32 protein-coding genes are annotated in these 26,447 nt (G+C 69.3%); 28 read left to right on the top strand and 4 right to left on the bottom strand.

The window, feature by feature from the left end:
* The first annotated feature begins 32 nt into the window (after nt 1–32).
* From mshA to regX, 5 genes are all read left to right on the top strand, one after another.
* The gene (gene mshA / locus NTM_RS03345; protein ID WP_163765451.1) at nt 33–1,343 is read left to right on the top strand and encodes a D-inositol-3-phosphate glycosyltransferase; all 1,311 of its coding nucleotides are present in this window, start codon (nt 33–35) and stop codon (nt 1,341–1,343) included.
* Nucleotides 1,340–1,873, top strand: a complete 534-nt coding sequence (locus NTM_RS03340; RefSeq protein WP_163765450.1) for a type III secretion system chaperone family protein — start codon at nt 1,340–1,342, stop codon at nt 1,871–1,873. Before mshA ends, NTM_RS03340 begins: the two co-directional genes overlap by 4 nt.
* A gap of 12 nt (nt 1,874–1,885) precedes the next feature.
* Nucleotides 1,886–2,638, top strand: coding sequence for a phosphoglyceromutase (locus NTM_RS03335; protein ID WP_104861848.1), 753 nt, complete (start codon nt 1,886–1,888; stop codon nt 2,636–2,638).
* A 152-nt stretch (nt 2,639–2,790) separates the two neighbouring features.
* Complete coding sequence (locus NTM_RS03330; protein ID WP_163765449.1) at nt 2,791–3,990, top strand: sensor histidine kinase; 1,200 nt, start codon at nt 2,791–2,793, stop codon at nt 3,988–3,990.
* A gap of 7 nt (nt 3,991–3,997) precedes the next feature.
* On the top strand, nt 3,998–4,684 hold the full coding sequence (regX, locus tag NTM_RS03325) for a two-component sensory transduction protein RegX (RefSeq protein WP_083142137.1): 687 nt from the start codon (nt 3,998–4,000) through the stop codon (nt 4,682–4,684).
* A 29-nt stretch (nt 4,685–4,713) separates the two neighbouring features.
* Here the strand turns inward: regX and NTM_RS03320 are convergent, their stop codons facing one another.
* Nucleotides 4,714–5,517 (bottom strand): DUF3109 family protein, encoded by an 804-nt coding sequence (locus tag NTM_RS03320; protein ID WP_083142135.1) that lies wholly within the window; start codon nt 5,515–5,517, stop codon nt 4,714–4,716.
* 12 nt (nt 5,518–5,529) lie between these two features.
* Here NTM_RS03320 and NTM_RS03315 point away from each other — a divergent pair, with 12 nt between their 5' ends.
* The 9 genes from NTM_RS03315 to NTM_RS03275 all read left to right on the top strand — a co-directional run bounded on the left by NTM_RS03315 (nt 5,530) and on the right by NTM_RS03275 (nt 13,544).
* Nucleotides 5,530–6,573, top strand: coding sequence for a Ppx/GppA family phosphatase (locus tag NTM_RS03315; RefSeq protein WP_104861851.1), 1,044 nt, complete (start codon nt 5,530–5,532; stop codon nt 6,571–6,573).
* Between the two features lie 29 nt (nt 6,574–6,602).
* Nucleotides 6,603–7,967 (top strand): Rv0497 family membrane protein, encoded by a 1,365-nt coding sequence (locus NTM_RS03310; RefSeq protein WP_163765448.1) that lies wholly within the window; start codon nt 6,603–6,605, stop codon nt 7,965–7,967.
* A 22-nt stretch (nt 7,968–7,989) separates the two neighbouring features.
* Nucleotides 7,990–8,835 carry a sugar phosphate isomerase/epimerase family protein gene (locus NTM_RS03305; protein WP_104861853.1) on the top strand — a complete coding sequence of 282 codons (846 nt, stop codon included), beginning with the start codon at nt 7,990–7,992 and terminating at the stop codon, nt 8,833–8,835.
* A gap of 108 nt (nt 8,836–8,943) precedes the next feature.
* Nucleotides 8,944–9,765: a thioesterase family protein gene (locus NTM_RS03300; protein ID WP_163765447.1), complete on the top strand. Its 822-nt coding sequence runs from the start codon at nt 8,944–8,946 to the stop codon at nt 9,763–9,765.
* 30 nt (nt 9,766–9,795) lie between these two features.
* Nucleotides 9,796–10,662 carry a pyrroline-5-carboxylate reductase gene (proC, locus tag NTM_RS03295; RefSeq protein ID WP_104861855.1) on the top strand — a complete coding sequence of 289 codons (867 nt, stop codon included), beginning with the start codon at nt 9,796–9,798 and terminating at the stop codon, nt 10,660–10,662.
* 138 nt (nt 10,663–10,800) lie between these two features.
* Nucleotides 10,801–11,073, top strand: a complete 273-nt coding sequence (locus NTM_RS03290; protein WP_083142418.1) for a helix-turn-helix domain-containing protein — start codon at nt 10,801–10,803, stop codon at nt 11,071–11,073.
* 118 nt (nt 11,074–11,191) lie between these two features.
* On the top strand, nt 11,192–11,293 hold the full coding sequence (locus NTM_RS03285; RefSeq protein ID WP_003402602.1) for a 30S ribosomal protein bS22: 102 nt from the start codon (nt 11,192–11,194) through the stop codon (nt 11,291–11,293).
* Between the two features lie 29 nt (nt 11,294–11,322).
* Nucleotides 11,323–12,423 carry an SDR family oxidoreductase gene (locus NTM_RS03280; RefSeq protein WP_104861857.1) on the top strand — a complete coding sequence of 367 codons (1,101 nt, stop codon included), beginning with the start codon at nt 11,323–11,325 and terminating at the stop codon, nt 12,421–12,423.
* 50 nt (nt 12,424–12,473) lie between these two features.
* Nucleotides 12,474–13,544, top strand: coding sequence for a lysophospholipid acyltransferase family protein (locus NTM_RS03275; RefSeq protein WP_104861858.1), 1,071 nt, complete (start codon nt 12,474–12,476; stop codon nt 13,542–13,544).
* A 39-nt stretch (nt 13,545–13,583) separates the two neighbouring features.
* Here NTM_RS03275 and NTM_RS03270 read toward each other — a convergent pair whose 3' ends face one another.
* The gene (locus NTM_RS03270) at nt 13,584–14,126 is read right to left on the bottom strand and encodes an FAS1-like dehydratase domain-containing protein (RefSeq protein WP_104861859.1); all 543 of its coding nucleotides are present in this window, start codon (nt 14,124–14,126) and stop codon (nt 13,584–13,586) included.
* 92 nt (nt 14,127–14,218) lie between these two features.
* A complete protein-coding gene (locus tag NTM_RS03265; protein WP_104861860.1) occupies nt 14,219–15,103 on the bottom strand; it encodes an HAD family hydrolase in 885 nt (294 codons plus the stop codon).
* Between the two features lie 39 nt (nt 15,104–15,142).
* On the opposite strand from NTM_RS03265, the gene NTM_RS03260 reads away from it, so the two are divergent.
* The 14 genes from NTM_RS03260 to NTM_RS03195 all read left to right on the top strand — a co-directional run bounded on the left by NTM_RS03260 (nt 15,143) and on the right by NTM_RS03195 (nt 26,018).
* Nucleotides 15,143–15,397 (top strand): glutaredoxin family protein, encoded by a 255-nt coding sequence (locus NTM_RS03260; RefSeq protein WP_163765445.1) that lies wholly within the window; start codon nt 15,143–15,145, stop codon nt 15,395–15,397.
* Nucleotides 15,398–15,484: 87 nt separating this feature from the next.
* Nucleotides 15,485–16,852: a glutamyl-tRNA reductase gene (locus tag NTM_RS03255; RefSeq protein ID WP_104861862.1), complete on the top strand. Its 1,368-nt coding sequence runs from the start codon at nt 15,485–15,487 to the stop codon at nt 16,850–16,852.
* A 24-nt stretch (nt 16,853–16,876) separates the two neighbouring features.
* A complete protein-coding gene (hemC, locus tag NTM_RS03250; protein ID WP_104861863.1) occupies nt 16,877–17,815 on the top strand; it encodes a hydroxymethylbilane synthase in 939 nt (312 codons plus the stop codon).
* Nucleotides 17,812–19,500, top strand: a complete 1,689-nt coding sequence (locus NTM_RS03245; RefSeq protein ID WP_163765444.1) for a bifunctional uroporphyrinogen-III C-methyltransferase/uroporphyrinogen-III synthase — start codon at nt 17,812–17,814, stop codon at nt 19,498–19,500. Before hemC ends, NTM_RS03245 begins: the two co-directional genes overlap by 4 nt.
* A 15-nt stretch (nt 19,501–19,515) precedes the next feature.
* Nucleotides 19,516–20,496 (top strand): porphobilinogen synthase, encoded by a 981-nt coding sequence (hemB, locus tag NTM_RS03240; RefSeq protein WP_163765443.1) that lies wholly within the window; start codon nt 19,516–19,518, stop codon nt 20,494–20,496.
* Nucleotides 20,493–20,930: a hypothetical protein gene (locus NTM_RS03235; protein ID WP_104861866.1), complete on the top strand. Its 438-nt coding sequence runs from the start codon at nt 20,493–20,495 to the stop codon at nt 20,928–20,930. Before hemB ends, NTM_RS03235 begins: the two co-directional genes overlap by 4 nt.
* 20 nt (nt 20,931–20,950) lie before the next feature.
* Complete coding sequence (locus NTM_RS03230) at nt 20,951–21,397, top strand: hypothetical protein (RefSeq protein WP_104861867.1); 447 nt, start codon at nt 20,951–20,953, stop codon at nt 21,395–21,397.
* Nucleotides 21,394–21,903 carry a transport-regulating membrane protein Mce1N gene (mce1N, locus tag NTM_RS03225; protein WP_104861868.1) on the top strand — a complete coding sequence of 170 codons (510 nt, stop codon included), beginning with the start codon at nt 21,394–21,396 and terminating at the stop codon, nt 21,901–21,903. The genes NTM_RS03230 and mce1N overlap by 4 nt, the downstream gene beginning before the upstream one ends.
* Nucleotides 21,900–22,139 (top strand): hypothetical protein, encoded by a 240-nt coding sequence (locus NTM_RS03220; protein ID WP_163765442.1) that lies wholly within the window; start codon nt 21,900–21,902, stop codon nt 22,137–22,139. The genes mce1N and NTM_RS03220 overlap by 4 nt, the downstream gene beginning before the upstream one ends.
* Before the next feature lie 141 nt (nt 22,140–22,280).
* A complete protein-coding gene (locus NTM_RS03215) occupies nt 22,281–23,165 on the top strand; it encodes an oxygenase MpaB family protein (protein WP_163765441.1) in 885 nt (294 codons plus the stop codon).
* Nucleotides 23,152–23,745 carry a TetR/AcrR family transcriptional regulator gene (locus NTM_RS03210; protein WP_083144884.1) on the top strand — a complete coding sequence of 198 codons (594 nt, stop codon included), beginning with the start codon at nt 23,152–23,154 and terminating at the stop codon, nt 23,743–23,745. Before NTM_RS03215 ends, NTM_RS03210 begins: the two co-directional genes overlap by 14 nt.
* Nucleotides 23,746–23,787: 42 nt before the next feature.
* A complete protein-coding gene (locus NTM_RS03205; protein WP_104861871.1) occupies nt 23,788–24,123 on the top strand; it encodes a hypothetical protein in 336 nt (111 codons plus the stop codon).
* A 49-nt stretch (nt 24,124–24,172) separates the two neighbouring features.
* Complete coding sequence (locus NTM_RS03200; RefSeq protein WP_104861872.1) at nt 24,173–24,673, top strand: pyridoxamine 5'-phosphate oxidase family protein; 501 nt, start codon at nt 24,173–24,175, stop codon at nt 24,671–24,673.
* A complete protein-coding gene (locus tag NTM_RS03195) occupies nt 24,657–26,018 on the top strand; it encodes a cytochrome P450 (RefSeq protein WP_163765440.1) in 1,362 nt (453 codons plus the stop codon). Before NTM_RS03200 ends, NTM_RS03195 begins: the two co-directional genes overlap by 17 nt.
* On the opposite strand, the gene NTM_RS03190 is transcribed toward NTM_RS03195, so the two are convergent.
* The gene (locus NTM_RS03190) at nt 26,015–26,395 is read right to left on the bottom strand and encodes a nitroreductase family deazaflavin-dependent oxidoreductase (protein ID WP_163765439.1); all 381 of its coding nucleotides are present in this window, start codon (nt 26,393–26,395) and stop codon (nt 26,015–26,017) included. The two genes, NTM_RS03195 and NTM_RS03190, sit on opposite strands and share 4 nt — an antisense overlap.
* Nucleotides 26,396–26,447 lie beyond the last annotated feature (52 nt).

The raw sequence follows: 26,447 nt of genomic DNA, 5'->3' as shown, positions 1-26,447 counted from the left end.
TGGCGCCGGCGGCGGCGGTGTAGACATAACTTGTGCGCCTAGCAACCGATCCGGCCGGACTGCCCCAACCGCGGCGCGTGGCGGTGTTATCCGTGCACACGTCTCCGCTGGCCCAGCCGGGTACCGGGGACGCCGGCGGGATGAACGTCTACGTGCTGCAAACCTCCCTGGAGCTGGCCAGCCGCGGCGTCGAGGTGGAGATCTTCACCAGGGCGACCTCCTCGGGCGACGATCCGGTGGTCCCGGTGGCCCCCGGCGTGCTGGTCCGCAACGTCGTGGCCGGCCCCTTCGAAGGCCTCGACAAGAACGACCTGCCGACCCAGCTGTGCGCGTTCACCGCGGGCGTGCTGCGCGCCGAAGCCACCCACGAACCCGGCTACTACGACATCGTGCACTCGCACTACTGGCTTTCCGGGCAGGTCGGCTGGCTGGCCGCCGACCGGTGGGCGGTCCCGCTGGTGCACACCGCGCACACGCTGGCCGCGGTCAAGAACGCGTCGCTGGCGGCCGGGGACGCCCCCGAGCCGCCCATGCGCGCGATCGGTGAGCAGCAGGTGGTCGACGAGGCCGATCGGCTCATCGTCAACACCGAACACGAAGCCCGGCAACTGGTTTCACTTCATCACGCCGACCCCGGCCGCATCGACGTGGTGCATCCCGGCGTCGACCTGGTCACCTTCACACCCGGCGACCGGGGGCAGGCGCGGGCGGCGCTCGGGCTGGACCCCGACGCCAAGATCGTCGCGTTCGTCGGCCGCATCCAGCCGCTCAAGGCCCCCGACGTGCTGCTGCGCGCCGCCGCGCTGCTGCCCGACGTCCAGGTGGTCATCGCCGGCGGCCCGTCCGGATCCGGGCTGGCGACCCCGGACAACCTGGTTCGCCTGGCCGCCGAGTTGGGTATCGCTGACCGGGTGACGTTCCTGCCCCCGCAATCGCGCGCCGACCTGGTGCGCGTCTACCGGGCCGCCGACATCGTCGCGGTCCCCAGCCACTCGGAATCCTTCGGGCTCGTCGCGGTCGAAGCTCAGGCGTGCGGTACCCCGGTGGTCGCTGCCGCGGTGGGCGGCCTGCCGGTCGCCGTGCGCGACGGGGTGAGCGGCGCGCTGGTCGACGGGCACGAGCCCGCGGCGTGGGCGACGACGCTGTCCGAGGTGTTCGCCGCCGACCCCGACGCGCTGCGCCGGGCCGCGATCGAGCACGCCGCGACGTTCTCCTGGTCGCACACCGTCGACGCACTGCTGGGCAGCTACGGCCGCGCCATCGCCGACTACCGCGCCCGGCATCAACTCTCGGCCCGGCGCAACGGACGCCGGTTCAGCATGCGGCGCGGAGTCCGCGCATGAGCGCCCCCGACGCCGTGCGGGACCTCATCGAGCGGACCCTGAAGGACAACGACCTCGAGTACGTCTTCCACGAGGGCGCCGCCGGTGGGCTGCCCGGCCTGGTCGTGGCGCTGCCGGGGGAGCGCAGGCTCAAGACCAACACGATCCTGTCGATCGGCGAGCACTCGGTGCGCGTGGAGGCGTTCGTGTGCCGCAGGCCCGACGAGAACCACGAGGGCGTCTACCGGTTCCTGCTCAAGCGCAACCGCAGGCTGTACGGCGTCGCCTACACCCTCGACAATGTCGGCGACATCTACCTCGTCGGCCGGATGGCGCTGGCCTCGGTGAGCCCCGAGGAGGTCGACCGGGTGCTCGGGCAAGTCCTGGAGGCCGTCGACTCCGACTTCAACACCTTGCTGGAGTTGGGTTTTCGCACCTCCATCCAGAAGGAATGGGAGTGGCGGGTCTCGCGCGGCGAATCGCTGAAGAACCTGCAGGCGTTCGAGCACCTCATCAGCGAAGACGGTGGCGACGACCGAACCCTGTCGTGAGAAGATCACCTCATGGCAGATACCGCGACGCTGATCCTGCTCCGCCACGGCGAAAGTGAGTGGAACGCGCTGAACCTGTTCACCGGCTGGGTCGACGTCGACCTCACCGACAAGGGCAGAGCCGAGGCAGCCCGCGCCGGCGAACTGATCGGTGAACAGGACAAACTGCCCGACGTGCTCTACACGTCGCTGCTGCGGCGCGCGATCACCACCGCCAACATCGCGCTCGACAAGGCCGACCGGCACTGGATCCCGGTGCACCGGGACTGGCGTCTCAACGAACGTCATTACGGCGCGCTGCAGGGCCTGAACAAGGCCGAGACGAAGGCCAAATACGGCGACGAACAGTTCATGGCGTGGCGCCGCAGCTACGACACCCCGCCGCCGCCGATCGAGGCCGGCTCGGAGTTCAGCCAGGACCAGGATCCCCGCTACGCCGACATCCCCGGCGGCGCGCCGCTGACCGAATGCCTCAAAGACGTCGTCGAGCGCTTCGTCCCGTACTTCACCGAGGTCATCGTTCCCGACCTGAAGGCGGGCAAGACCGTGCTGATCGCCGCGCACGGCAATTCGCTGCGGGCGCTGGTGAAGTACCTGGACGGGATGTCCGATGAGGACGTCGTCGGCCTGAACATCCCCACCGGGATCCCGCTGCGCTACGACCTGGACGAGAACCTCAAGCCCACGGTCGCCGGCGGTAGCTACCTCGACCCCGAGGCGGCGGCGGCCGGAGCGGCCGCGGTGGCCGCCCAAGGCGCCAAGTAGACCCGCTGCTCCGCACGCCCGGAAAACGGCGGGTGAACACGCGGGGACAACTCGGAGACCACGGTCGAAATTTCCGTCTCAGCGTCTGTGACTTGTCCCGATTTGGCCGCACGCTGCTGGGGTGACGTTCACCGAGTGCGTACGCTTTGCCCGTGAGTGTCGTATCGGCGCTGCTGCTCGTCGCAGTCGTGGCACTGCTCGCGATGGCGATCGGTGTCGCGGCCGGCGTCCGGGTGGCGCCCCGGGTTCGGGAGCGCCGGCAGCGGCGCTCGACCGAGCAGTCCGGCATCACCGTGTCCCAGATGCTCGAGCACATCGTCTCGCAGTCCCCGATCGGGATCGTCGTCGTCGACCACTTCCGTGACGTGGTGTACATGAACGAACGGGCCAGTGAGCTCGGGCTGCTGCGCGAACGCCTCCTCGACGACCGGGCCTGGGCCGTCGCCAAGCGCACGCTGGCCACCGGCGAACCGGGCGAGTTCGACCTGTCACCGCTCAAGGGCGACCGCCCCGGCCGCTCCGGGCTGTCGGTGCGGGGCCATGTGCAGCTGCTGACCGAGCTGGACCGCCGGTTCGCGGTGCTCTACGTCGACGACCAGTCCGAGCACGCCAGGATGGAGGCGACGCGGCGCGACTTCGTCGCCAACGTCAGCCACGAACTCAAGACCCCGGTCGGGGCGCTGGGCGTGCTCGCCGAGGCGGTGCTCGCCTCGGCCGACGATCCGGCCACCGTCGCGCACTTCGCGGAGAAGATGGTGATGGAGTCCACGCGGCTGGCCAACATGGTCGGCGAGCTGATCGAGCTGTCCCGGTTGCAGGGTGGCGAGCGGCTACCCGACCTGGGCACGGTGGACGTGGATGTCGTTGTCTCCGAAGCGCTCTCGCGTCACAAGGTGGCCGCCGAGAACGCCGACATCACGGTCACCACCGATGCGCCGACCGGTTTTCGCGTGCTCGGTGACCAGACCCTGCTGGTGACGGCGATCGCGAACCTCGTCTCCAACGCGATCGCCTACTCGCCCAACGGATCCTCGGTGTCGATCAGCCGGCGCAGGCGTGGCCGCAACATCGAGATCGCGGTCACCGACCGCGGCATCGGCATCGCCCCCGCCGATCAGGAGCGGGTGTTCGAACGCTTCTTCCGCGTCGACAAGGCGCGCTCGCGGGCCACCGGCGGCACCGGTCTCGGCCTGGCGATCGTCAAGCACGTCGCCGCCAACCACAATGGTTCGATCCGGTTGTGGAGTCAGCCCGGCACCGGCTCCACCTTCACCTTGTCCATACCGGCGGCCGATCCGCCGCACCTCGACGGCAACGACGCCGACGACAGCCTCGACGACCGAGAGGATTGATTCATCGATGACCAGCGTGCTGATTGTGGAGGACGAGGAGTCCCTGGCCGATCCCCTGGCCTTTCTCCTCCGCAAAGAGGGCTTCGAAGCCACTGTGGTGGCCGACGGGCCTTCAGCCCTGGCCGAATTCGAGCGCTCCGGCGCCGACATCGTGCTGCTGGACCTGATGCTTCCCGGCATGAGCGGCACCGACGTGTGCAAGCAGCTGCGGTTGCGGTCGAGTGTCCCGGTGATCATGGTGACCGCCCGCGACAGTGAGATCGACAAGGTGGTGGGCCTGGAGCTCGGCGCCGACGACTACGTCACGAAGCCGTACTCGGCACGTGAGCTGATCGCCCGAATCCGGGCGGTGCTGCGGCGCGGCGCCGACGCCGAGGACCCGGGCAACACCGACGGTGTGCTGGAGGCCGGGCCGGTGCGGATGGATGTCGAACGCCATGTGGTCAGCGTCAACGGCGCACCGATCACGTTGCCGCTCAAGGAGTTCGACCTTCTCGAATACCTGATGCGCAACAGTGGGCGGGTGCTCACCCGCGGGCAGCTGATCGACCGGGTGTGGGGCGCGGACTACGTCGGCGACACCAAGACGCTCGACGTGCACGTCAAGCGGCTGCGCAGCAAGATCGAAGCGGATCCGGCCAACCCGGTGCATCTGGTTACCGTGCGCGGTCTCGGTTACAAACTGGAGGGCTGAGGCCGCCGGCGGTCAGCCGGTGGTGTGGGTCATTCGGCGGCGCGGGTCGCGGGGTGGACTGCGATCAGCCCTAATGCGCTGCGCCGCCTGCACATTGCGGCCAGCTCGGCGTAGGCCTTCTCGCCGAGCAGCTCGGTCAGCTCGGGGGCGTAGGACTCCCACACCTGTTTGGCGCCGACGTGCGCGCCCGGGTCGCCGGTGCAGTACCAGTGCAGGTCCGAACCGCCCTCACCCCAGCCGCGGCGGTCGTACTCGGTGATGGTCGTCTTGAGGATCTCGGTGTCGTCGGGCCGGGTCACCCACTCCTGGGTACGCCGGATCGGCAGCTGCCAGCACACCTCGGGTTTGAGCGTCAACGGCTCGACGCCGATCTCGAGCGCCTTGCTGTGCAGCGCGCAGCCGATGCCCTTCGGCCATCCGGGCCGGTTCAGAAAGATGCACGCGCCCTTGTATTTCCGGGTCCGCCAGTTCGGCTTGCCGTCGTACTCGTCGAGCTCCAGATAGCCCTTCTTGCCCAGGCCCTTCTCGCGGTACTGCCAGTCCTCGTCGGTCAGCAGCTTCACCGCATCGTCGAGCTGGGCGCGGTCGTCGTCGTCGGACAGAAACGCGCCGTGCGAACAACATCCGTCGTCCGGGCGTCCCTCGACCGTGCCTTTGCACGCGGGGGTGCCGAACACACACGTCCAGCGTGACAGCAGCCACGTCATGTCGGCGGCGATCAGATGCTCGGGGTTGTCGGGGTCGTAGAACTCCACCCACTCACGGGCGAAATCGAGTTCGACCTCCCCGGGATGCGATGCCGATGCGCTCACGGTTTTCCACGGTAGACCCATTACGTTGTACGGGTGCGATTAGGCGTGCTCGACGTGGGCAGCAACACCGTCCATCTGTTGGTGGTCGATGCCCGCCGTGGTGGGCACCCGACGCCGATGAGTTCGACCAAGGCGTCGCTGCGGCTGGCCGAGGCGATCGACGACTCCGGGAAACTCACCCGCCGCGGCGCCGACAAGTTGATCGGTACGGTCGACGAGTTCGCCCGGATCGCGACCAGCTCGGGCTGTGCCGAGCTGATGGCGTTCGCGACGTCTGCGGTGCGGGATGCGACGAACTCCGAGGATGTCCTGACCCGGGTGAAGGCCGAGACCGGCGTCGACCTCAAGGTGCTCAGCGGAGTCGACGAGTCGCGTCTGACGTTCCTGGCCGTGCGGCGCTGGTACGGGTGGAGCGCCGGACGGATCATCAACATCGACATCGGCGGCGGCTCGCTGGAGCTGTCCAGCGGGGTGGACGAGGAGCCAGATGTGGCGCTGTCGCTGCCGCTGGGGGCGGGCCGGATGACCCGTGAGTGGCTGCCCGACGATCCGCCGGGCCGGCGCCGGGTCGCGATGCTGCGCGACTGGCTGGCCAACGAGCTGTCCGAGGCCGGGGCGGCGATCTCGGCGCCGGGTACCCCGGATCTGGCCGTGGCCACCTCGAAGACATTTCGTTCGCTGGCGCGGTTGACCGGGGCGGCGCCCTCGGGTGCCGGCCCGCGGGTCAAGCGCACGCTCACCGCGACCGGTCTTCGTCAACTCATAAATTTCATCTCTAGGATGACCGCGGCTGACCGTGCGGAATTGGAAGGGGTGAGTGTCGACCGGGCTCCGCAGATCGTTGCGGGCGCATTGGTGGCGGAGGCGAGCATGAAGGCTCTCGGCATCGAGAGCGTGGACATCTGTCCCTGGGCGTTGCGAGAGGGGCTCATCCTGCGGAAACTCGACAGCGAGGCCGACGGGAGCGCCTTCGTCGGGGGCGGTGCCGACCATCCGGGCAAGGTCGGCAAGCCGGGCAAGACCGGCGAAGGTGAATCCGCCTCACGACCGATGTCCGTGCGCAATGCTGGACGCTGACGCAGCGAGGCTCAGAGGCGACGAAGGCGATGACTGGAACTGAGGACAGCAACAGCAGCACCCGGCCGATCTCGGTCGCCGAGCTGCTGGCCCGCAACGGCACGATCGGGGCACCCCCGGTCGGCGGACGACGCCGCCGTCGCCGCGGCAACGCCGACGCCGTCACCGTCGCCGAACTCACCGGCGAGATCCCGATCATCCGGCCGGACGATCCGCCGCCGACGGCCCCGGCAGCCGAAACGCCCGCCGAACCGGACGACGAACCCTCCGCCAACGGTGTGGTCGATCACATCGACACCCCGGCCGAGGACGACGCGCAGGCCGAGCCCGAGGCCGAATCGGAGACCGTCGACGAGGTTGCTGAGGCCGAGCCCGAAGAAGAGGCCGAGCCCGCCGAAAGCGACCCCGAGGTCACCGCGAGTGACGTAGAAGTCCAGGCTGACCGAGAAGCCACAGAAGACCCGGAAGCCACCGAAGCCCCGGAAGCCCCAGCAGTCGCCGAGGACGTGGCGGATACGGTCGAGGCGGAAGCTGTCTCCGAAGTCCCTGAGCCCGCCGAAGTCCCGGAGCCCGATACCGCCGCCGAGCCGGTCGTCGAGCCGAGCGGTCCGCCACCCGCGCCGAAGCGCCGGTTCGGCTTCCCCCGGTTCGGCCGCAAGAGCGCCCCGGTCGCGGAGCCCGTCGCCGCGCGCGCTGCCGAGCCCACGCAGACCGAGGTGACCGACGTGGCCCCGGCACTCGACGATGCGCCCGGCCGGACGGCACTCGACGATGCGCCGGCCGATATCGAGGTCGAGGACATCGAGGGTGAGGACATCGCGGTCGAGGAAATCGACGCCGACACCGACACCGCCGACGCCGACGCCGACATCGCCGACTACATCGACGACATCGACGACTTGGATGACGACTCTGACGACGACACAGACGACTCAGACGAGGACGAACTGCCGTCGTACCTGCGCCCGAGCAAGGAGCCGCGGCTGTTCGGCGGTCCGTCCGCAGCCGACAGGGAGCTGGCCGCCACCGTCGAGGACGACCTGGTCGACGAAGACCTCGTCGACGACGACCTTGCCGACGACTTGGACGACGACTTGGACGGCGACCTGGACCAGGACGGGCCCCGCAAGATGTCCTCGGTCGTGCACGCGGCGTGGATCGTCGGGCAGTGCGTCATCGCGGTGTTCTTCGGCGCGGGCTTGTTCGTCGCGTTCGACCAGCTCTGGAAGTGGAACAACATCATCGCGCTGGTGTTGTCGGTGCTCGTCATCCTCGGTCTGGTGGTCGGCGTGCGGATCGTGCGCAAGACCGAGGACATCGGCAGCACCCTGATCGCGGTGGCCGTCGGTGCCCTGGTCACCCTCGGCCCGCTCGCGCTGCTGCAGTCGGGCTGACCGGGAACCGCCGAAAAGCACTGTGCGCCCAGCAATCAAGGTCGGTCTGTCGACCGCCTCGGTCTATCCGCTCAAGACCGAGGCGGCATTCGAGTACGCCGCGAACCTGGGCTATGACGGCGTCGAGCTGATGGTGTGGGCCGAGGCGGTCAGCCAGGACATCGACGCGATCGAGGCGATGTCGAAGCGCTACGACGTGCCGGTGCTGTCCATACACGCGCCGTGTCTGCTGATCACGCAACGGGTTTGGGGTGCCAACCCGGTCACCAAACTCGAGCGCAGTGTGCGCGCCGCCGAACAGCTCGGGGCCCAGACCGTGGTGGTGCATCCGCCGTTCCGGTGGCAGCGGCGCTACGCCGACGGCTTCAGTGACCAGGTGGCCGAGCTGGAATCCGGCAGCGACGTGATGGTCGCGGTCGAGAACATGTTCCCGTTCCGCGCCGACCGGTTCTTCGGCGCGGGGCAGACCTCGATCGAGCGGATGCGCAAGCGCGGCGGCGCCCCCGGTCCCGGCATCTCGGCGTTCGCGCCGTCCTACGACCCGCTCGACGGCGGCCACGCGCACTACACCCTCGATCTGTCGCACACCGCGACCGCGGGCACCGACGCGATCGAGATGGCCGGCCGGATGGGCGACGGCCTGGTGCACCTGCACCTGGCCGACGGCAGCGGCGCCTCCCACGACGAGCATCTGGTCCCCGGCCGCGGCACCCAGCCGACGGCCGAGGTCTGCGAGATGCTGGCCGCAAGCGACTTCGCCGGTCATGTCATCCTCGAGGTCAGCACCTCCGGCGCCCGCAACGCGGCCGAACGGGAGGCGTTGTTGACCGAGTCGCTGCAGTTCGCAAGGACGCACCTGCTGCGCTGACCTCCGCTGATGAGCGCTTGCGCGAAGAAGAGATAGCTGATGAGCGCTTGCGCGAAGAAGAGATAGCTGATGAGCGCTTGCGCGAAGAAGAGATAACCGAGGACGTGCATGACGAGCTCCGCCCTGTTCACCGACGCGATGGCGCTGACATCCTCAGGCGGCGGCGTCTACGGCGGCGTACTCAACGAGCACTGGACGATCGGGCCGAAGGTGCACGGCGGCGCGATGCTCGCGCTGTGCGCCAACGCCGCCCGGATCGAGTTCGGTGAACCCGGCGTCGAGCCGATCGCGGTGTCGGGCAGCTTCCTGTGGGCCCCGGATCCGGGGGAGATGCAGGTCGTCACGACGGTGCTCAAGCGGGGACGGCGGGTGAGCCTGCTCGATGTCGAGCTGCGGCAGGGGGATCGCACCGCCGTCCGTGCGGCGATCACGATGGGCACCCCGGAACACAGCGGTCCCGACACTCGGCCGCTGCTGTCGGTGAATCCGGTCGTACCGCTGATGACGCCCGAACCGCCCCCGGGCCTCGAACCGATCGGCCCGGACCATCCGATGGCCGACGTCGTGCACCTCGCGCACGGCTGCGACATCAGGCCGTCGCTGACCACTTTCGAACCCCGCCACGACGGCGGCATGCCGGTGATCGAGTACTGGGTGCGCCCCAAGGGGGTGGCGCCGGACGTGCTGTTCGCGCTGCTGTGCGGCGACGTGTCCGCTCCGGTGACGTTCGGGGTCAACCGGTTCGGTTGGGCGCCCACCGTGCAGCTGACGGCGTATCTGAGGGCCCTTCCCGCCGACGGCTGGCTGCGGGTGATGTGCACCGCCACCCAGATCGGGCAGGACTGGTTCGACGAGGACCACATCGTGGTCGATTGCGAGGGTCGCATCATCGTGCAGACCCGCCAGCTGGCGATGGTGCCCGACCGATAGCCCCGTCTGCCGCGTGCCATGCTTTCCCGCATGGCCAGAATCGCGATCATCGGTGGCGGAAGTATCGGGGAAGCACTGCTTGCGGGGCTGTTACGCGCGGGCAGGCAGGTCAAGGACCTCGTTGTGGCGGAGAAGAGCCAGGACCGGGCCGCCTACCTCGCCGACAAGTACTCCGTGCGGGTCACCTCGGTCCCTGACGCCGTCGACGCCGCCACCTACGTGGTGATCGCCGTGAAGCCCGGCGACGTCCAACACGTGATCGGCGACATCGCCGATACCGCCGCCCGCGCCGAGAGTGACACCGCCGAGCAGGTCTTCGTCAGCGTCGCCGCGGGCGTCGGCACCGCCTATTACGAGAACAAGCTGCCCGCGGGCTCCCCGGTCGTGCGGGTGATGCCGAACGCCCCGATGCTCGTCGGTGGCGGGGTCAGCGCGGTGGCCGCGGGCCGGTTCGCGACCCCCGAACACCTCAAGGAGGTGTCGCAGCTGTTCGACGCCGTCGGCGAGGTGCAGATCGTCACCGAGGCGCAGATCGATGCCGTCACCGCGGTGTCGGGGTCCGGGCCCGCGTATTTCTTCCTGATGGTCGAGGCGCTCGTCGACGCGGGCGTGGAGGCCGGGCTGCCGCGCAAGGTCGCCACCGATCTCGCCGTGCACACCATGGCCGGCTCGGCGGCCATGCTGCTCGAGCGGCTCGACGAGGCCGCCGAACACGCCGGTTCGGGCCCGACGATGGACACCTCGCCTGCCCAGCTGCGCGCCACCGTGACGTCCCCGGGCGGCACCACGGCCGCGGGCCTGCGGGAACTTGAGCGCGGTGGTCTGCGGGCCGCTGTGGCCGCTGCCGTCGAGGCCGCGAAAAAGCGCTCTGAGCAGCTCGGAATTACATCCGAGTAGTTCGGGAATTTGGAACCGATTACCCCACACCCGTCGCAGTAACCCCACCCGCCACGCTATTCTCCCAGTGGTAAGCACGGGTGGGTCCAGCGGTGGGGAAGCCGCTGGAACTGCCCGCGCCTGATGGATTGGGTTGCGATGACGTCTATGAACGGGCCATCTTCGCGGGATTCGGCGAGCGGGAAGACGGCGCGTGACGCCGGGCAGGGTAGCGCCGGGGACGCGCAGGCGCCGCGTGCCCAGTTCCTGACCGTCGCCGAGGTCGCGAGCCTCATGCGGGTCAGCAAGATGACGGTGTACCGCCTGGTGCACAACGGCGAACTGCCCGCGGTGCGGGTCGGCCGCTCGTTCCGGGTGCACGCCAAAGCGGTCCACGACATGCTGGAGAGTTCGTACTTCGACGCCGGATAGCCGAGGCCCGTCTGCACGCAGGCGGATTTCGGCGCCGGGACGGTTGCCAGGTAAGGTGACCGGTCGAGGCTGACGAGATCCGTACACGGGTCTCCACACAATCTAGGTAGCGGAGTTCATGGGTTCTGTCATCAAGAAGCGGCGTAAGCGCATGTCGAAGAAGAAGCACCGCAAGCTGCTTCGTCGCACCCGGGTGCAGCGCAGAAAACTCGGCAAGTAGGTCTGACGCCCCGTCGTTAGGCTGGCTGGATGGATTCTGAGGGTCGGTCCGGAACGAGCGGCGACGGGTCGGACACCCGCGAGGCTCTGAACTACCCGAAGGTCGTACTCGTCACGGGAGCCTGCCGGTTCCTCGGCGGATACCTCACGGCGCGCCTCGCGCAGAACCCGCTGATCAACCACGTGATCGCGGTCGACGCGGTCGCGCCCAGCAAGGATCTACTGCGTCGGATGGGTCGCGCGGAGTTCGTCCGCGCCGACATCCGCAATCCCTTCATCGCGAAGGTGATCCGCAACGGCGACGTCGACACCGTGGTGCACGCCGCGGCCGCGTCCTACGCGCCGCGGGCCGGTGGCCGCGCGACGCTCAAAGAACTCAACGTGATGGGCGCGATCCAGCTGTTCGCGGCGTGCCAGAAGGCGCCGTCGGTGCGCCGGGTCATCCTGAAGTCGACCTCCGAGGTCTACGGGTCCAGCTCGCGCGATCCGGTCGCGTTCTTCGAGAGCAGCAGCCGCAGGCGCCCGCCCGGTGAGGGGTTCGCCCGCGACAGCATCGACATCGAGGGTTACGCGCGCGGCCTGGGCCGGCGCAGGCCCGATATCGCGGTGACGATCCTGCGGCTGGCCAACATGATCGGGCCTGCCATGGACACCGCGCTCTCGCGCTATCTGGCCGGCCCCGTCGTCCCGACGGTCGTCGGCCACGACGCGCGGCTGCAGCTGCTTCACGAGCAGGATGCGCTCGGCGCGCTGGAGCGCGCCACCATGGCGGGTAAGCCCGGCACGTTCAACATCGGCGCCGCCGGGGTGATCATGATGAGCCAGGCGATCCGGCGGTCGGGCCGGCTGGCGCTGCCGGTGCCGCGCTCGGCGTTGGTCGCTGTGGATTCGCTGTGGCGGGCCACCCGCAATACCGAACTCGATCGCGAGCAACTCGACTACCTCAGCTACGGCCGCGTGATGGACACCACCCGGATGGTCAACGAACTCGGCTACACCCCGAAGTGGACGACGGCCGAGGCCTTCGACGACTACGTGCGTGGCCGCGGGCTGACCCCGATCATCGATCCGCGCTGGATGAATGCGCTGGAGAATCGCGCGGTGGCGGCGGCGCAGCGCTGGGGGCGGTAGACTCTGCGCGGGGTGCGATCGTGGGGGACAGCAGGGGAGAAGGATAGCGGGTGTCGGGCGAGCCGAGAGCGAAAGTCATTCCGCTGCATGGGAATTCCGGTCGCAGCGCGTCCAGTCGGCGCTCCGCGTCGCAGCGGGCCGACAGCGCGTCGCGTCATCCGTCGCTGCTGACCGACCCGGGAACGCGCGCATCCGCCGAGCAGATCGCGGCTGTCGTCCGCGAGATCGACCAGCATCGCGGGCCCGGCGCGGGCGCCGGATTCGACGAGCAGGAACCCAACGAACTCGCCCAGCGCATCGCGGGTATCGCCGAGTTCGTCCGCAAGCGGATGACGGGCGACTACGCCGTCGACGAGTTCGGGTTCGATCCGCATCTCAACGACGCAATCTTGCTGCCTTTGCTGCGAGTGCTTTTCAACTCCTGGTTCCGCGTCGAGGTCAGCGGTATCGAGAACCTTCCGGACACCGGCGCGGCACTCGTCGTGGCCAACCACGCGGGCGTGCTGCCGTTCGACGGTTTGATGACACAGGTCGCCGTCCGCGACAAACACCCCGCGCACCGCGATCTACGGATGCTGGCCGCCGACATCGTGTTCGACATGCCGGTGGTCGGGCAGGCCGCCCGCAAGGCCGGGCACACCATGGCCTGTGCCGACGACGCGCACCGGCTGCTCGCCGCCGGCGAGCTGACCGCCGTGTTCCCCGAGGGCTACAAGGGGCTGGGCAAGCGATTCAAGGACCGCTACAAGCTGCAGCGGTTCGGCCGCGGTGGTTTCGTGTCGGCAGCCCTGCGGACCAAGGCGCCGATCGTGCCGTGCTCCATCGTCGGATCCGAGGAGATCTACCCGATGGTGGCCGACGTGAAGCTGCTGGCCCGGCTGCTCGGGCTGCCGTACTTCCCGGTGACGCCGCTGTTCCCGCTGGCGGGTCCGCTCGGCGTGGTGCCGCTGCCGTCGAAGTGGTACATCCAGTTCGGCGAGCCGATCGACACCGGCGATTACGACGAGTCGGCCGCCGAGGACCCGATGGTCACCTTCGAACTGACCGACCAGGTCCGTGAAACCATCCAGCAGACCCTCTACCAGCTGCTGGCCAACCGGCGGAACACCTTCTTCGGCTGAGCCGGGCCGACCGCCAGCGCTGCCGCCGGCGCACCTTAACTAGCCGGTCTCTGCTTTTTGCCCGGCAACGAACTTCGACAGCGCTGCCGCATCGCGCTTGGCGGCGATCTGTGCGGTGAGTTCGTCGGCCTCGTTCTCGTGCTGCGCCTCGCCCATCACCGTCACGATGCTGGTGATCACCGGTTCGCCGTTGTCGTCGGTCACCTCGCCGCGGATCTCGGTGAGCACCGCGCCGTGCGATTCGGTGACCGAATCCAGGTACGAGTCGAACCAGAGCTTGTCGCCGGCCAGGATCGGCCGGTGGAACACCAGCTTCTGGTCGCGGTGCAGTACCCGCTCCATGTTGATCGGCAGGTCGAACTGGTTGAAGATCTCCTGCTGCACCCGCCGGCCCGCGACCGCCAGGAACGTCAGCGACGCGATCAGTGCGTCCTGGCCGCACTCCTTGGCCGCGTCCTCGTCGTAGTGCGCCGGGTGGTCGTCCTTGACGGCGCGGGCGAACTCACGGATCTTCTCCCGGTCGACCTGGAAGTAGTCCGGGTACCGGTAGTGCGTCCCGATGATCTCGTCTGCGATGCCCATGCGCGTCTTCCCGTGGTCTGGTCCCCCGATAGAACGGGTCGGCGCCGCTCGATGAGCGGCGGGGCCCGAGCCTACCAACGGTGCGGGCGGGACTACTTCCTGTCGCGGTGCGAGACGACCGCGGCCAGTGCCCCGCCCGCCGCGCCGAGCGCGAGCGCCGACGGCACCCCGATGCGGGCGGCCTTGCGCGCGGTGCGGAAGTCGCGGATCTCCCAGCCGCGCTCGCGGGCCAGGTCGCGCAGGTCGGCATCCGGGTTGATCGCGACCGCGGTGCCCACCAGCGACAGCATCGGCACGTCGTTGAAGCTGTCCGAGTAGGCCGTGCACCGGCGCAGGTTGAGGCCCTCGCGGATGGCCAGCGAGCGCACCGCGTGCGCCTTGCCGGTGCCGTGCAGGATGTCGCCGACCAGCCGGCCGGTGAACACACCGTCGATCGATTCCGCGACCGTGCCGAGCGCGCCGGTCAGGCCCAGCCGGCGCGCGATGGTGTCGGCCAGCTCATACGGCGTCGCGGTGACCAGCCACACCTGCTGACCGGCGTCGAGATGCATCTGGGCCAGCGCCCGGGTGCCCGGCCAGATCTTGGTGGCGATGATCTCGTCGTAGATCTCCTCGCCGAGCGCGACCAGCTCGGCCGTCGACCGGCCCTCGATGAACGACAGCGCCTTACGCCTGCCCTCGGCGACGTCGTCGCTGTTCTCCCGCCCGGTCAGCTGGAACTTCGCCTGCGCGAACACGAACATCGCCAGGTCCCGGTAGGTGAAGTAGTCACGGGCGGCCAGCCCGCGGGCAAAGTGCACCAGCGAGGAACCGTGCACGAGCGTGTTGTCGACGTCGAAGAACGCCGCCGCGGTCAGATCCGGCGGAGGCGGCGGAGGGCCGGTGAGGTCGGCCGGTGACTCGTCGAGGCCCTGCGCAGCAGCCTCCGCGCTGGCTTCACCTGCGAGTTTCTGGGCCCGGCTCCCGATATCGGACACGATGACAACACTAGGTCACCGTGCCGGGATACTGGCGGGGTGGATCGACGAGTGCAGCTGCTGACACGCGAGGGCTGTCCGATGTGCGCGGCCGCGGCCGCGCAGCTGAGGTCGCTGGCCGGCGAGCTCGGGTTCACGCTGACGGTCACCGACGTCGACGCCGCCGCCGCGGGCGGGGACACCGGGCTGCGCGCCGAGTACGGCGACCGGCTGCCCGTGGTGCTGCTCGACGGCGTAGAGCACAGCTACTGGGAGGTCGACGAACCCCGGCTGCGGGCGGATCTGACCAGTTGAGACCCTGGGCACGATTGTCCGAGCAAATTTGGTAGCACAACTGGTTAACGACTACCTTGGACGGGTGCCAATCGTGGTGAGGAAGCCATGAGCGTCTTGCTTTTCGGGGTTTCGCACCGCAGCGCGCCGGTGTCGGTTCTGGAACAGCTGAGCACCGACGAATCGGACCAGGCCAAGATCGTCGCCGAGGTGCTGCGGTCGTCGCTGGTCACCGAGGCAATGGTGCTCTCGACATGCAACCGGGTAGAGATCTACGCGGTCGTCGAGGCATTCCACGGCGGTCTTTCGGTCATCGGACAGGTTTTGTCCGACCACTCCGGGATGTCGCTGCAGGATCTCACCAAATACGCCTATGTGCGCTACGCCGAGGCCGCCGTCGAACACCTCTTCGCCGTCTCCAGCGGGCTGGACTCCGCGGTCGTCGGTGAGCAGCAGGTGCTGGGCCAGGTCCGGCGCGCCTACGCCGCCGCCGAGGCCAACCAGTCCGTCGGTCGCACACTCCACGAGCTGTCCCAGCGGGCGCTCGCGGTCGGCAAGCGCGTGCATTCCGAGACCGGGATCGACCGCGCCGGTGCCTCGGTGGTGTCGGTGTCGCTGGACATCGCCGAGCGCAAGGTCGGCTCGCTGGCCGGCCGCCACGCGGTGGTCGTCGGCGCCGGATCGATGGGCTCGCTGGCCGCCAAGCAACTGTTGCGCGCCGGCATCGACCGCATCCACGTGGTCAACCGCAGCCTGCCGCGGGCCAAGCGTCTGGCCGAGAACATCCGTGCCGAGGGGATCGCCGCCGAGGCCTACCCGTTCGACCACCTGCCGCCGCTGCTCACCGACGCCGACATCGTGATCAGTTGCACCGGCGCCGTGCGTCCGGTGGTGTCGCTGGCCGACGTGCACCGCGGGCTCGCGCACGTCCGCGAGCCCAAGGACCTGGTGATCTGCGATCTCGGTATGCCCCGCGACGTCGACCCCGCGGTCGCCGGTCTGCCCGGGGTGTTCGTCATCGACATGGACCGCATTCTGCGGGAACCGTCGGCCAAGACCGCGACGTCGGACGCCGACGCCGCCCGCGCGATCGTCGCCGCCGAGGTGGCCGGCTATCTCGCCGGCCAGCGCGTCGCCGAGGTCGCCCCGACCGTCACCGCGCTGCGGCAGCGCGCCGCCGACGTGGTGGAGGCGGAGTTGCTGCGGCTGGACAACCGGTTGCCCGGTCTGGAGTCCGCGCACCGCGACGAGGTCGCCAACACCGTGCGCCGCGTCGTCGACAAACTCCTGCACGCGCCCACGGTGCGCGTCAAACAACTGGCCAGCGCGCCGGGCGGGGACAGCTACGCCGAAGCGCTACGTGAACTGTTCGAACTCGACCAGCACGCCGTCGACGCCGTCGCCGGTAGTGAACTCGGGGCCGTCGCGGAAACTGAAATACCTTCTTCTGCACTGAATCTCGACCCAACCGAGTAAACCCACACAGCCGAAAGCCGCCACGTGATCCGAATCGGCACCAGGGGAAGCCTGCTTGCCACCACCCAGGCCGGCACCGTCCGCGACGCACTCATCGCCGCCGGACATGACGCCGAGCTCGTCATCGTCTCCACCGAGGGGGACCGTCGCGCCGACGAGCCCATCGCCGACATCGGCGTCGGGGTCTTCACCGCGGCGCTGCGCGAAGCCATCGCCGACAACGTCGTCGACGCCGCCGTGCACTCCTACAAAGATTTGCCGACGGCCGCCGATCCGCGGTTCACGATCGCCGCGACACCCGTGCGCGCGGACGCCAGGGACGCGTTGGTGGCCCGTGACGGGATGGTGCTCGGGGAGTTGCCGGCGGGCTCGGTGATCGGCACGTCGTCCCCGCGAAGGGTCGCACAGCTTAGAGCACTGGGTCTCGGTTTGGAAATCCGCCCCCTACGAGGCAACCTAGATACCAGGTTGAACAGGGTAAGCAGCGGTGAGCTCGACGCCATCGTGGTGGCCAAGGCGGGTCTTGCCCGCATCGGTCGCCTCGACGCGGTGACCGAGACGCTGGAGCCGGTACAGATGTTGCCGGCGCCTGCGCAGGGAGCTTTGGCGGTCGAGTGCCGTGCCGGTGATACGGCGCTCGCGCAACTGTTGGCGGAGCTCGACGACGCCGACACGCGTGCGGCGGTCACCGCGGAGCGGACCTTGCTGGCCGAACTGGAGGCGGGTTGCTCTGCACCGGTGGGCGCGATCGCGGAAGTGGTCGAGTCGATCGATGAAGACGGCCGCGTCTTCGAAGAGCTGTCGCTGCGCGGCTGCGTGGCGACGCTGGACGGATCCGACGTGATCCGCGCGTCCGGCATCGGGACACCCGATCGGGCACGGGAGCTGGGGCTCTCCGTGGCCGCGGAGCTGTTCGAACTGGGCGCACGCGATCTGTTGGACGAAAGCGGGAGAGACACATGAGCTTGCGAGGACGCAAGGGCAAGCCCGGACGCATCACATTCGTCGGCTCCGGGCCCGGAGATCCCGGCCTTCTGACGGCGCGGGCCCGCGCGGTGCTGGCCAACGCCGCCTTGGTGTTCACCGACCCCGACGTGCCCGAAGCGGTACTGACGCTGGTGGGCTGCGAGTTGCCGCCGCCGGCCGGACCGCTGCCCGCGGCCGCCGACAAGGCGGCCAAGAAGGACGCCGACCAGACCGATGCGGGGGCCGAGGACGCCAAGGCCGCCGAGGCGGCCAAGGATGCCGTGATCCCCGGTGGTCCCGACGTGCGGCCCGCTCTCGGCGATCCGGCCGAGGTGGCCAAGACGCTGGCCCACGAGGCGCGCACCGGGGTCGACGTGGTCCGGCTCATCGCCGGTGACCCGCTGTCGGTCGATTCGGTGATCACCGAGATCAACGCGCTGGCCAAGACCCAGCTGAACTTCGAGATCGTGCCCGGCCTGCCCGGCACCTCGGCGGTGCCGACCTACGCCGGGCTGCCGCTGGGGTCGTCGCACACCGTCGCCGACGTCCGTGGTGACGTCGACTGGGCGGCGCTGGCCGCCGCCCCCGGACCGCTGATCCTGCACGCGACACCGTCGCACCTGCCGGAGTCGGCCCGCACCCTGATCGAATACGGGCTGGCCGAGTCCACCCCGGCCGTGGTCACCGCCAATGGCACGACGTGCCAGCAGCGTTCGGTCGAGACCACCCTGGGCGGGCTGCTCGACAAGGCCGTGCTCGCCGGTACCGAACCGGCCGGTCCGCTGACCGGCACGCTGGTGGTCACCATCGGCCGCACCGTCGCCCACCGCGCCAAGCTGAACTGGTGGGAAAGCCGCGCGCTGTACGGCTGGACCGTGCTGGTGCCGCGCACCAAGGACCAGGCGGGCGAGATGAGCGACCGGCTCGTCGGACACGGCGCCCTGCCGATCGAGGTGCCGACCATCGCCGTCGAACCGCCCCGCAGCCCCGCCCAAATGGAAAGGGCCGTCAAGGGTTTGGTGGACGGCCGGTTCCAGTGGGTGGTGTTCACCTCGACCAACGCGGTGCGCGCGGTGTGGGAGAAGTTCAACGAGTTCGGTCTCGACGCCCGCGCGTTCTCCGGGGTGAAGATCGCATGCGTCGGCCAGGCCACCGCGGACAAGGTGCGCGCCTTCGGTATCAATCCGGAGCTGGTGCCCACCGGTGAGCAGAGCTCGCTCGGCCTGCTCGACGAATTCCCGCCCTACGACGACATTTTCGATCCGGTGAACCGGGTGCTGTTGCCGCGCGCCGACATCGCGACCGAGACGCTGGCCGAGGGTCTGCGCGAACTCGGTTGGGAGATCGAGGATGTCACCGCGTACCGGACCGTGCGCGCGGCCCCGCCGCCGGCGCACACCCGCGAGATGATCAAGACCGGCGGGTTCGACGCGGTCTGCTTCACCTCCAGCTCCACGGTGCGCAACCTCGTCGGTATCGCGGGTAAGCCGCACGCGCGCACCATCGTCGCGTGCATCGGCCCGAAGACCGCCGAGACCGCAGCGGAATTCGGCCTGCGCGTCGACGTCCAGCCCGAGGTGGCCGCCGTCGGCCCGCTCGTCGAGGCGCTCGCCGAGCATGCCGCCCGGCTCCGCGCCGAGGGGGCGTTGCCGCCCCCGCGGAAGAAGAGCCGCCGCCGCTAACCCGAGGAGCCAACAGTGGGGTTCCCCCGACACCGTCCCAGAAGGTTGCGGACCACCCCGGCCATGCGCCGGCTGGTGTCCGAAACCACGCTGCAACCAAGGCATCTGGTGCTCCCGATGTTCGTCGCCGACGGACTGGACCAGCCGCGCGACATCCCTTCCATGCCCGGCGTGGTGCAACACACCCGCGAGTCGCTGCGCAGCGCGGCCGCCGAGGCGGTGGCCGCCGGTGTCGGCGGGCTGATGTTGTTCGGGGTGCCCAAGGATGAGGACAAGGACGCGACGGGAAGCGCCGGAGTGGATCCGGACGGCATCCTGAACCGCGCGCTGCGGGATCTGTCCAAGGACCTCGGCGACGACACGGTGCTGATGGCCGACACCTGCCTCGACGAGTTCACCGACCATGGTCACTGCGGCGTGCTCGACCCCAAGGGCCGGGTCGACAACGACCTGACCAACCGCAGATATGTCGAACTCGCTGTGGCGCAAGCTATTTCGGGTGCCCATGTGGTGTCGCCGAGCGGGATGATGGACGGTCAGGTCGCCGCGATCCGCGACGGCCTGGACACCGCCGGCTACTCCAACACCGCGATCCTGGCGTACGCGGCCAAGTTCGCGTCCGGGTTCTACGGCCCGTTCCGCGACGCGGTCGGCTCCAGCCTGCAGGGCGACCGGCGCACCTACCAGCAGGATCCGGGCAACGGGCGTGAGGCGCTGCGCGAGGTCCGGCTGGACCTCGACGAGGGCGCCGACATCGTGATGGTCAAACCCGCGATGTCCTACCTCGACGTGGTCCGCGCGGCCGCCGAGATCTCCCTGGTGCCCGTCGCGGCCTACCAGGTCTCCGGCGAGTACTCGATGATCGCCGCGGCCGGCGAGAAGGGCTGGATCGACCTGCCCACCGTGGTGCTCGAATCGCTGGAGGGGATCCGCCGCGCCGGAGCCGACATCGTGCTGAGCTACTGGGCCGTCGACGTGGCCCGCTGGCTGTCGTGACGGCGCCGCAGCAGCCACCGGTCACGCCCGGGACGCCCCCGCCCGCCCGCCCGCCGGACGTCGACACCGGTTTCTGGCTGTGGGTGGTCGCGCTGCCGCTGATGACCGCGGCCCACGTGATCGACGTGCTGACGCTGCAACAGCACGCCAACGCGCTGGTGCTCGCCTTCTCGCTGGTCTTCGTGTTCATCGTGTTCTCGGTGGTGCTGGTCTTCCAGTTCCTGATGCGGCAGGGCTACCGCTGGGCGCGCACGCTGCTGACCGGCGGCGCGATCGCGGCCGTGGTGTTCTCGGTCTCGACGCTGTTCACCGCCGAACGCGGCACCGGGTGGGCGGTGGCCTACGCGGTGTGCGTGATCTTCGGATCGGTGCTGATCGCCGGCGGGGTCTATCTGCTCCACCGCAAGGAGTCCCACGACTTCTTCCAGCGGTGATTGGCTAGGCTGACCCGATCATGACCGCCCCCACCCCACCCGAGCGACCCCGCGTCGTCGATCTGTCGTTCTGGTGCTTCATGGTCGGCGCGGTGATCATGATCGTCGGCGGGCTGATGGCGTTGACCGCCACGTACGAGGTCGCACGCGCGGCGATCCCGGACACCGTCTCCGACGAGGACGTGCGGAACTACCTGACCATCTACCGCGGCACCGGGATCGGTTCGGTGCTGGCCGCAGGCGCGCTCGCGTTCCTCGCGGGGCGGGCCCGCCGCGGTGACGCCCGGTTCCGGCTGGCGACCCTGGCGCTGGCGTTCGCGACGCTGGTGGTTCTCGGCCTGCTCGCGCTCGGCATCGGCGTCGCGCAGCCGCTGATCCTGCTCGGGCTGCTGCCCGTGGTGATCGGTGCGCTGCTGGCCGTCCAGCCGTCGGCGCGGCAGTGGTACCAGCGTGAGGACGGTGCGTGACCGAACCTGTCGATCGCCCCGCGGAGACCGCGGCGCCGGAGGTGCTGTTCTACGAGCAGGGTGCGAGCTGGCTGTGGGTGCTGGCGGGCCCGGCCGCCGGCGTCGCGATGGCGCTGATCCAGCTGTCCGGCGGCTACGGCATCCAGTGGGTGGTGCCGGGACTGTTCTTCGTGCTGGTATCGGGTTTCCTGGCGATCCAGGTCAAGGCGGCCCGGATTCACACATCGGTGGAGCTGACGACCGAGAAGCTGCGCCAGGGCACCGAGGTCACCCTGGTCGACGAGATCGTCCGGGTCTATCCCGAGGCGAGCGGTGCGGAGACGCCGAAGTGGCAGTACGCCCGCGCGCTCGGCGAGCTGACCGGCGTGCCGCGGGGCCGCACCGGAATCGGGCTGCGGCTGACCAACGACCGCACCGCGCAGGCGTGGGCGCGTAAGCACCGCCAGCTGCGGGAAGAGCTGACCAACCTGATCGAGGAACGCATTCCGCCGGAGCCCACGGCGTGAACCGGCGCGCGGTCGTCGAATTCCTGGCGGCGGCGCTGGCCGGGATCGGCAGTGTGGCGGCGTGGCTGAACGCGAGCAGGCCGGTCGTCAACGAGCCGGTGCTGCCGGGGGAGCCGTCGACCATGTCGCAGATCCACTACGCCCCGATGCTGACCCTGTCGCTGCTGCTGGCCACCCTCGCCGGCGTCCTCGTGGTCCTCGGGGTGGCGCGGCTGCGCCGCGCCACCCCGAAATAGCATTCCGGGTCGTCATCCGGCCCGGGACCGCAACCCTGGCTTCACTCTCGGCGAGCCGCCGACCGCCCGCTTCGCTGGCCTTCTGTGGACCTCGCCACACCCCTATTGGTACAAAGTGCAGAATCGGTAACACTGTCCCGCATGACGGAGTTGGCGCAGCACCCCGAACATCTGGATGACGCCCTGCCGCTGGGGCCGCAGTCACTGGTCTGGCGATACTTCGGCGACAACCGGATGTACCTGATCGGTCCGCGGCCCGCGGTGCTGCAGAACATGCTGGCCGCGCTGGGCCAGGGCGTGTACGACCATTCGACGTTCTTCGCCGACACCGCCGAGCGGCTCAAGCGCACCATCCCGCCGATCTTCAACACCGTGTACGGCTCCGACGAGAACAACGCCGGGCGCCAGGTCCGCGACTTCCACACCGACATCAAGGGTGTGCTGCCGGGCCCCGACGGCGAGGAAGCCGGCCGCTACCACGCGCTGGACCCCGAGACGTACTTCTGGGCGCACGCGACGTTCGTCGAGCAGATCTACTACTTCGCCGACACTTTCGTGAAGCGGCTGACCGACGCCGAACGCGAGCAGATCTGGCTGGAGTCCAAGACCTGGTACCGCCGCTACGGGGTCAGCGACCGCGTGATGCCGGCGACCTACGCCGACTTCGTGTCCTACTGGGACCACATGATGGACGAGGTGCTCGTCGCGCACCCGTCCGCCAAGTACGGCGTCGGCTACGTGACCAAGGGCTTCCCCCAGCCCAAGGCTGTGCACCCGCTGGTGTGGCGGCTGATCGCGCCGGTGTTCAACTCGCTCGCGGCGTTCCTGACCACCGGCGGACTCCCGCCGCGGGCGCGGATGCTGCTGGGCTTGCCGTGGAGCGACAAGCAGGAGCGCCGCTATCAGCGGTTCGCCGCGGTGTGGCGGTCGCGGCCGGTGAACTGGATCTGGGACCGGCTGCCGATGAAGGTGCGCTTCAGCGGATACGCCGTGAAGGGTTACGCCCGGTCCGATGCCCGCGCCTGACATCGCCTCGGAGCAGATCCTCGACGCCGCGGTCGTCGAATTCGGGCGCCACGGATTCCGCCGCGTCGCGCTGGAGGACGTCGCGCGCCGCGCCGGCGTCAGCCGCACCACGATCTACCGGCGGTTCGCCAACAAGGACGAACTGGTCGGCGCCGTCATCGAGCGGGAGAACGTCACCCTGTTCGCCGACATCGCTGCGGAGCTGAAGAAGGCCGCACCGCAGTCGAACATCTACGTCGAGGCGTTCACGCTGTCGATCCTGAAGTTCCGCCGCCACCGCGTGCTCTACCAGATGATCACCGAGGAGCCGGGCCTGGTGCTGGAGCTCGCCGGGCGCTATTACCGCGCCGCGATCGAGCGGATGGCTGAGGCGCTGCGGGTGATCTTCCCGCCCGGCTTCGCCGAACGGATCGGGGCCGACGCGGTCGACGACCTCGCCGACACGATCCTGCGGTACGCGTCGATGGTGCTGCTGCTGCCCAGCGCGCAGCCGCTGGAAACCGCCGACGACATCCGGGAGTTCGCCCGCAGGCATTTTCTGCCGAGCCTGCCCGCGGCGTTGCGGTCGGTGCCCGTATGACGGCGTGTTTCGTAGCTCACACTTTCGGGCAGCCCGAAAGCCATGACCGCCGATGACCACACCCAGCAACGTCCGTCCGGGGACTCATCCGGAATCCAGCTCGAGCACGTCACCGAGACCCCGGATCCGGACACCGAGAATCGCACCGAGAAGCCCGAAGTCACCGACGAGCACCGGGAGAAGGCCAAGGAGATGGCCAAGGCCTACTCCGACGACCTGCAGACCACCACGCTGCCCGGAAGCAGCGGCACAGTCTCGGGCACCACGGTCACCGACTGGGTCGACGACGAGGACAAGGGCAAGATCGAGACCTCGGCCGACGAGGGCAACATCGAGTACCGCAACACCGACGAGTTCAAGCGCAAGCTCGAAGAGTAGATCCGGGCGGTGCGCCGGCCGCCGATGGTGTTTGCCTAATGTGAGGGGCGTGACTGCGCTCGAAACGATCGCGCCCGCCTTCGTCGACATGGCTCACTCGATCGTGTGGGCCTCGGTCGCCACGGTCGACGCCGACGGCAGACCGCGCACCCGCATCCTGCACCCGATCTGGGAGTGGGACGGCACCGACCTGTTCGGCTGGATCGCGACGGTCCCGACCCCGCTCAAGCGCGCCCACCTCGCGGTGCACCCCGATGTGTCGGTGAGTTACTGGGCGCCCAGCCACGACACCTGTTCCGCGGAATGCCTCGTCGAGTGGTACACCGACGACGAGACCTGCACCGCCGTCTGGGACAAGTTCGCGAACGGCCCCGCACCGGTCGGCTACGACCCCACGATCATCCCGCAGTGGGCCGGCGGCCCCACCTCGGACGCATTCGCGGTGCTGAGGTTGTCCCCGTACCGATTGCGGGTGATGCCGGGCGCGGTGATGACCAGGGGTGAGGGTGCCCCGCAGATATGGAGCGATCACAGTGGTCGCCGGAACTGAGAGCAGCGTCGAGAGCCTTCCGCTGGCGCCGAAGAACCCGCTGCCGTACCGCGAGCTGCTGAGGCTGGTGCGCACGCTGGACACCGGGCAGCTCGGGGTGCGCGCCGCGGGTGGCCCGATCACCCGGGTCCAGGTCGCACCTCGCTGGCTGTTCCCGCCGTTCGTCGCGGTGTTCAACCCCGAAGGCATCCGGGACGTGCTGGGCCGCAACGACGCGTTCTCTGAGCGGTGCATCGTGCACGAAGAGGTGCAGGACATGGCGGGCGACAGCCTGTTCGTGCTGCCCAATGAGAAGTGGCGACCGCGCAAACGCGCGCTGCAGCCCGTGTTCAGCAAGGCCAACGTGCGCCTGTTCGGCGGGCACATGTCGCGGGCGGCGCAGCGCTTCGTCGACGCCTGGCCCGGCGGCGGCGAGGTCGACCTCGACCTGGAATGCCGGCGGATCACCATGCAGTCGCTGGGCCGTTCGGTGCTCGGTGTCGACCTCAACGACAGCGCCGACGTGATCGCCGAACACATGCACGTCGCGTCGTCCTACACCGCCGACCGCGCACTGCGTCCGGTGCGCGCGCCACGCTGGTTGCCGACACCGGCGCGCCGCCGGGCGAAAAAGGCCGTCGCCGAGATGCGCAAGGTCACCGCCGACATCCTGCAGGCCTGCCGCGACGATCCGGACCGGGACGCACCGCTGGTCCGGGCGTTGATGGATGCGAAGGACCCCGAGACGGGACTGGCGCTGACCGACGACGACATCTGCAACGATCTGCTGATCTTCATGCTGGCCGGGCATGACACGACCGCGACCGCGTTGACGTACGCGCTGTGGATCCTGGGCCATCATCCCGACGTGCAGGACAAGGTGGCCGCCGAGGTCGCCGCGCTCGGCGACCGCGAACTCGAACCCACCGACGTGCCTGCCCTCGGCTACACCGTGCAGGTGTTGCACGAGGCGTTGCGGCTGTGCCCGCCCGCCGCCGGGGTGGGACGGCTGGCGGTGCGCGACATCGACGTGGCCGGGTACCGGGTGCAGGCCGGCACGCTGGTCGCGGTCGGGATCTACGCGCTGCACCGGGATCCTCAGCTGTGGCCGGACCCCGACCGGTTCGACCCCGACCGGTTCAGCCCGGAGAACACCGCCGCGCGCGAGCGCTGGCACTTCCTGCCGTTCGCCGGCGGGGCGCGGGCCTGCATCGGCGAGCATTTCGCCCGGCTGGAGACGACGCTGGCGCTGGCCACGATCGTGCGCAGTATGCGGGTGCGCTCGCTGGACGCGGAGTTCGCCGTCGACGTGCCGTTCACCACGGTCGCGCACGGGCCGATCCCCGCGGTCGTGGCACCGCGCTAACCGCGGCGCAGCAGCACCGCCTGTTCGAACGGCAGCACCGCGAACACCGGCCTCATCCAACCGGTCACCTGAGGTGCCGCGACGGCCTTGGTCACCACCTGCGGATCGGTGACGGTGAACGACCGGCCGTGCCGGCGCAACGACCCGCCACCGGCGGTCGTGACGTTCTTCAGCCAGTCCCGGTCGGGGCCGTAGGTGAGCAGGATCGCGACGCCGTCGCGGGTCGGGAACACCGTCAGCGGGGTGCGGTAGCGCCGGCCCGACCGTCGCCCGACATGCTCGAGGATCCCCATCGTCGGTGCCCACCCCGCCCACATCCGTTGAATCGGGTTGGTGACGTGCCGGTTGAACCGGGCCAACCACTGCGGCAGCCGCATACGCCCATGATCCTCCTCACCCCGGTTCGACGTGCGGACTCCGGGAGCATCG

Origin of the sequence: Mycolicibacterium parafortuitum, from assembly GCF_010725485.1 — a bacterium.
In the GTDB taxonomy this organism is placed as follows: domain Bacteria; phylum Actinomycetota; class Actinomycetes; order Mycobacteriales; family Mycobacteriaceae; genus Mycobacterium.
Note: the sequence above shows the minus strand (reverse complement) of the source record. Positions and strands in the feature narration are given on the sequence as shown.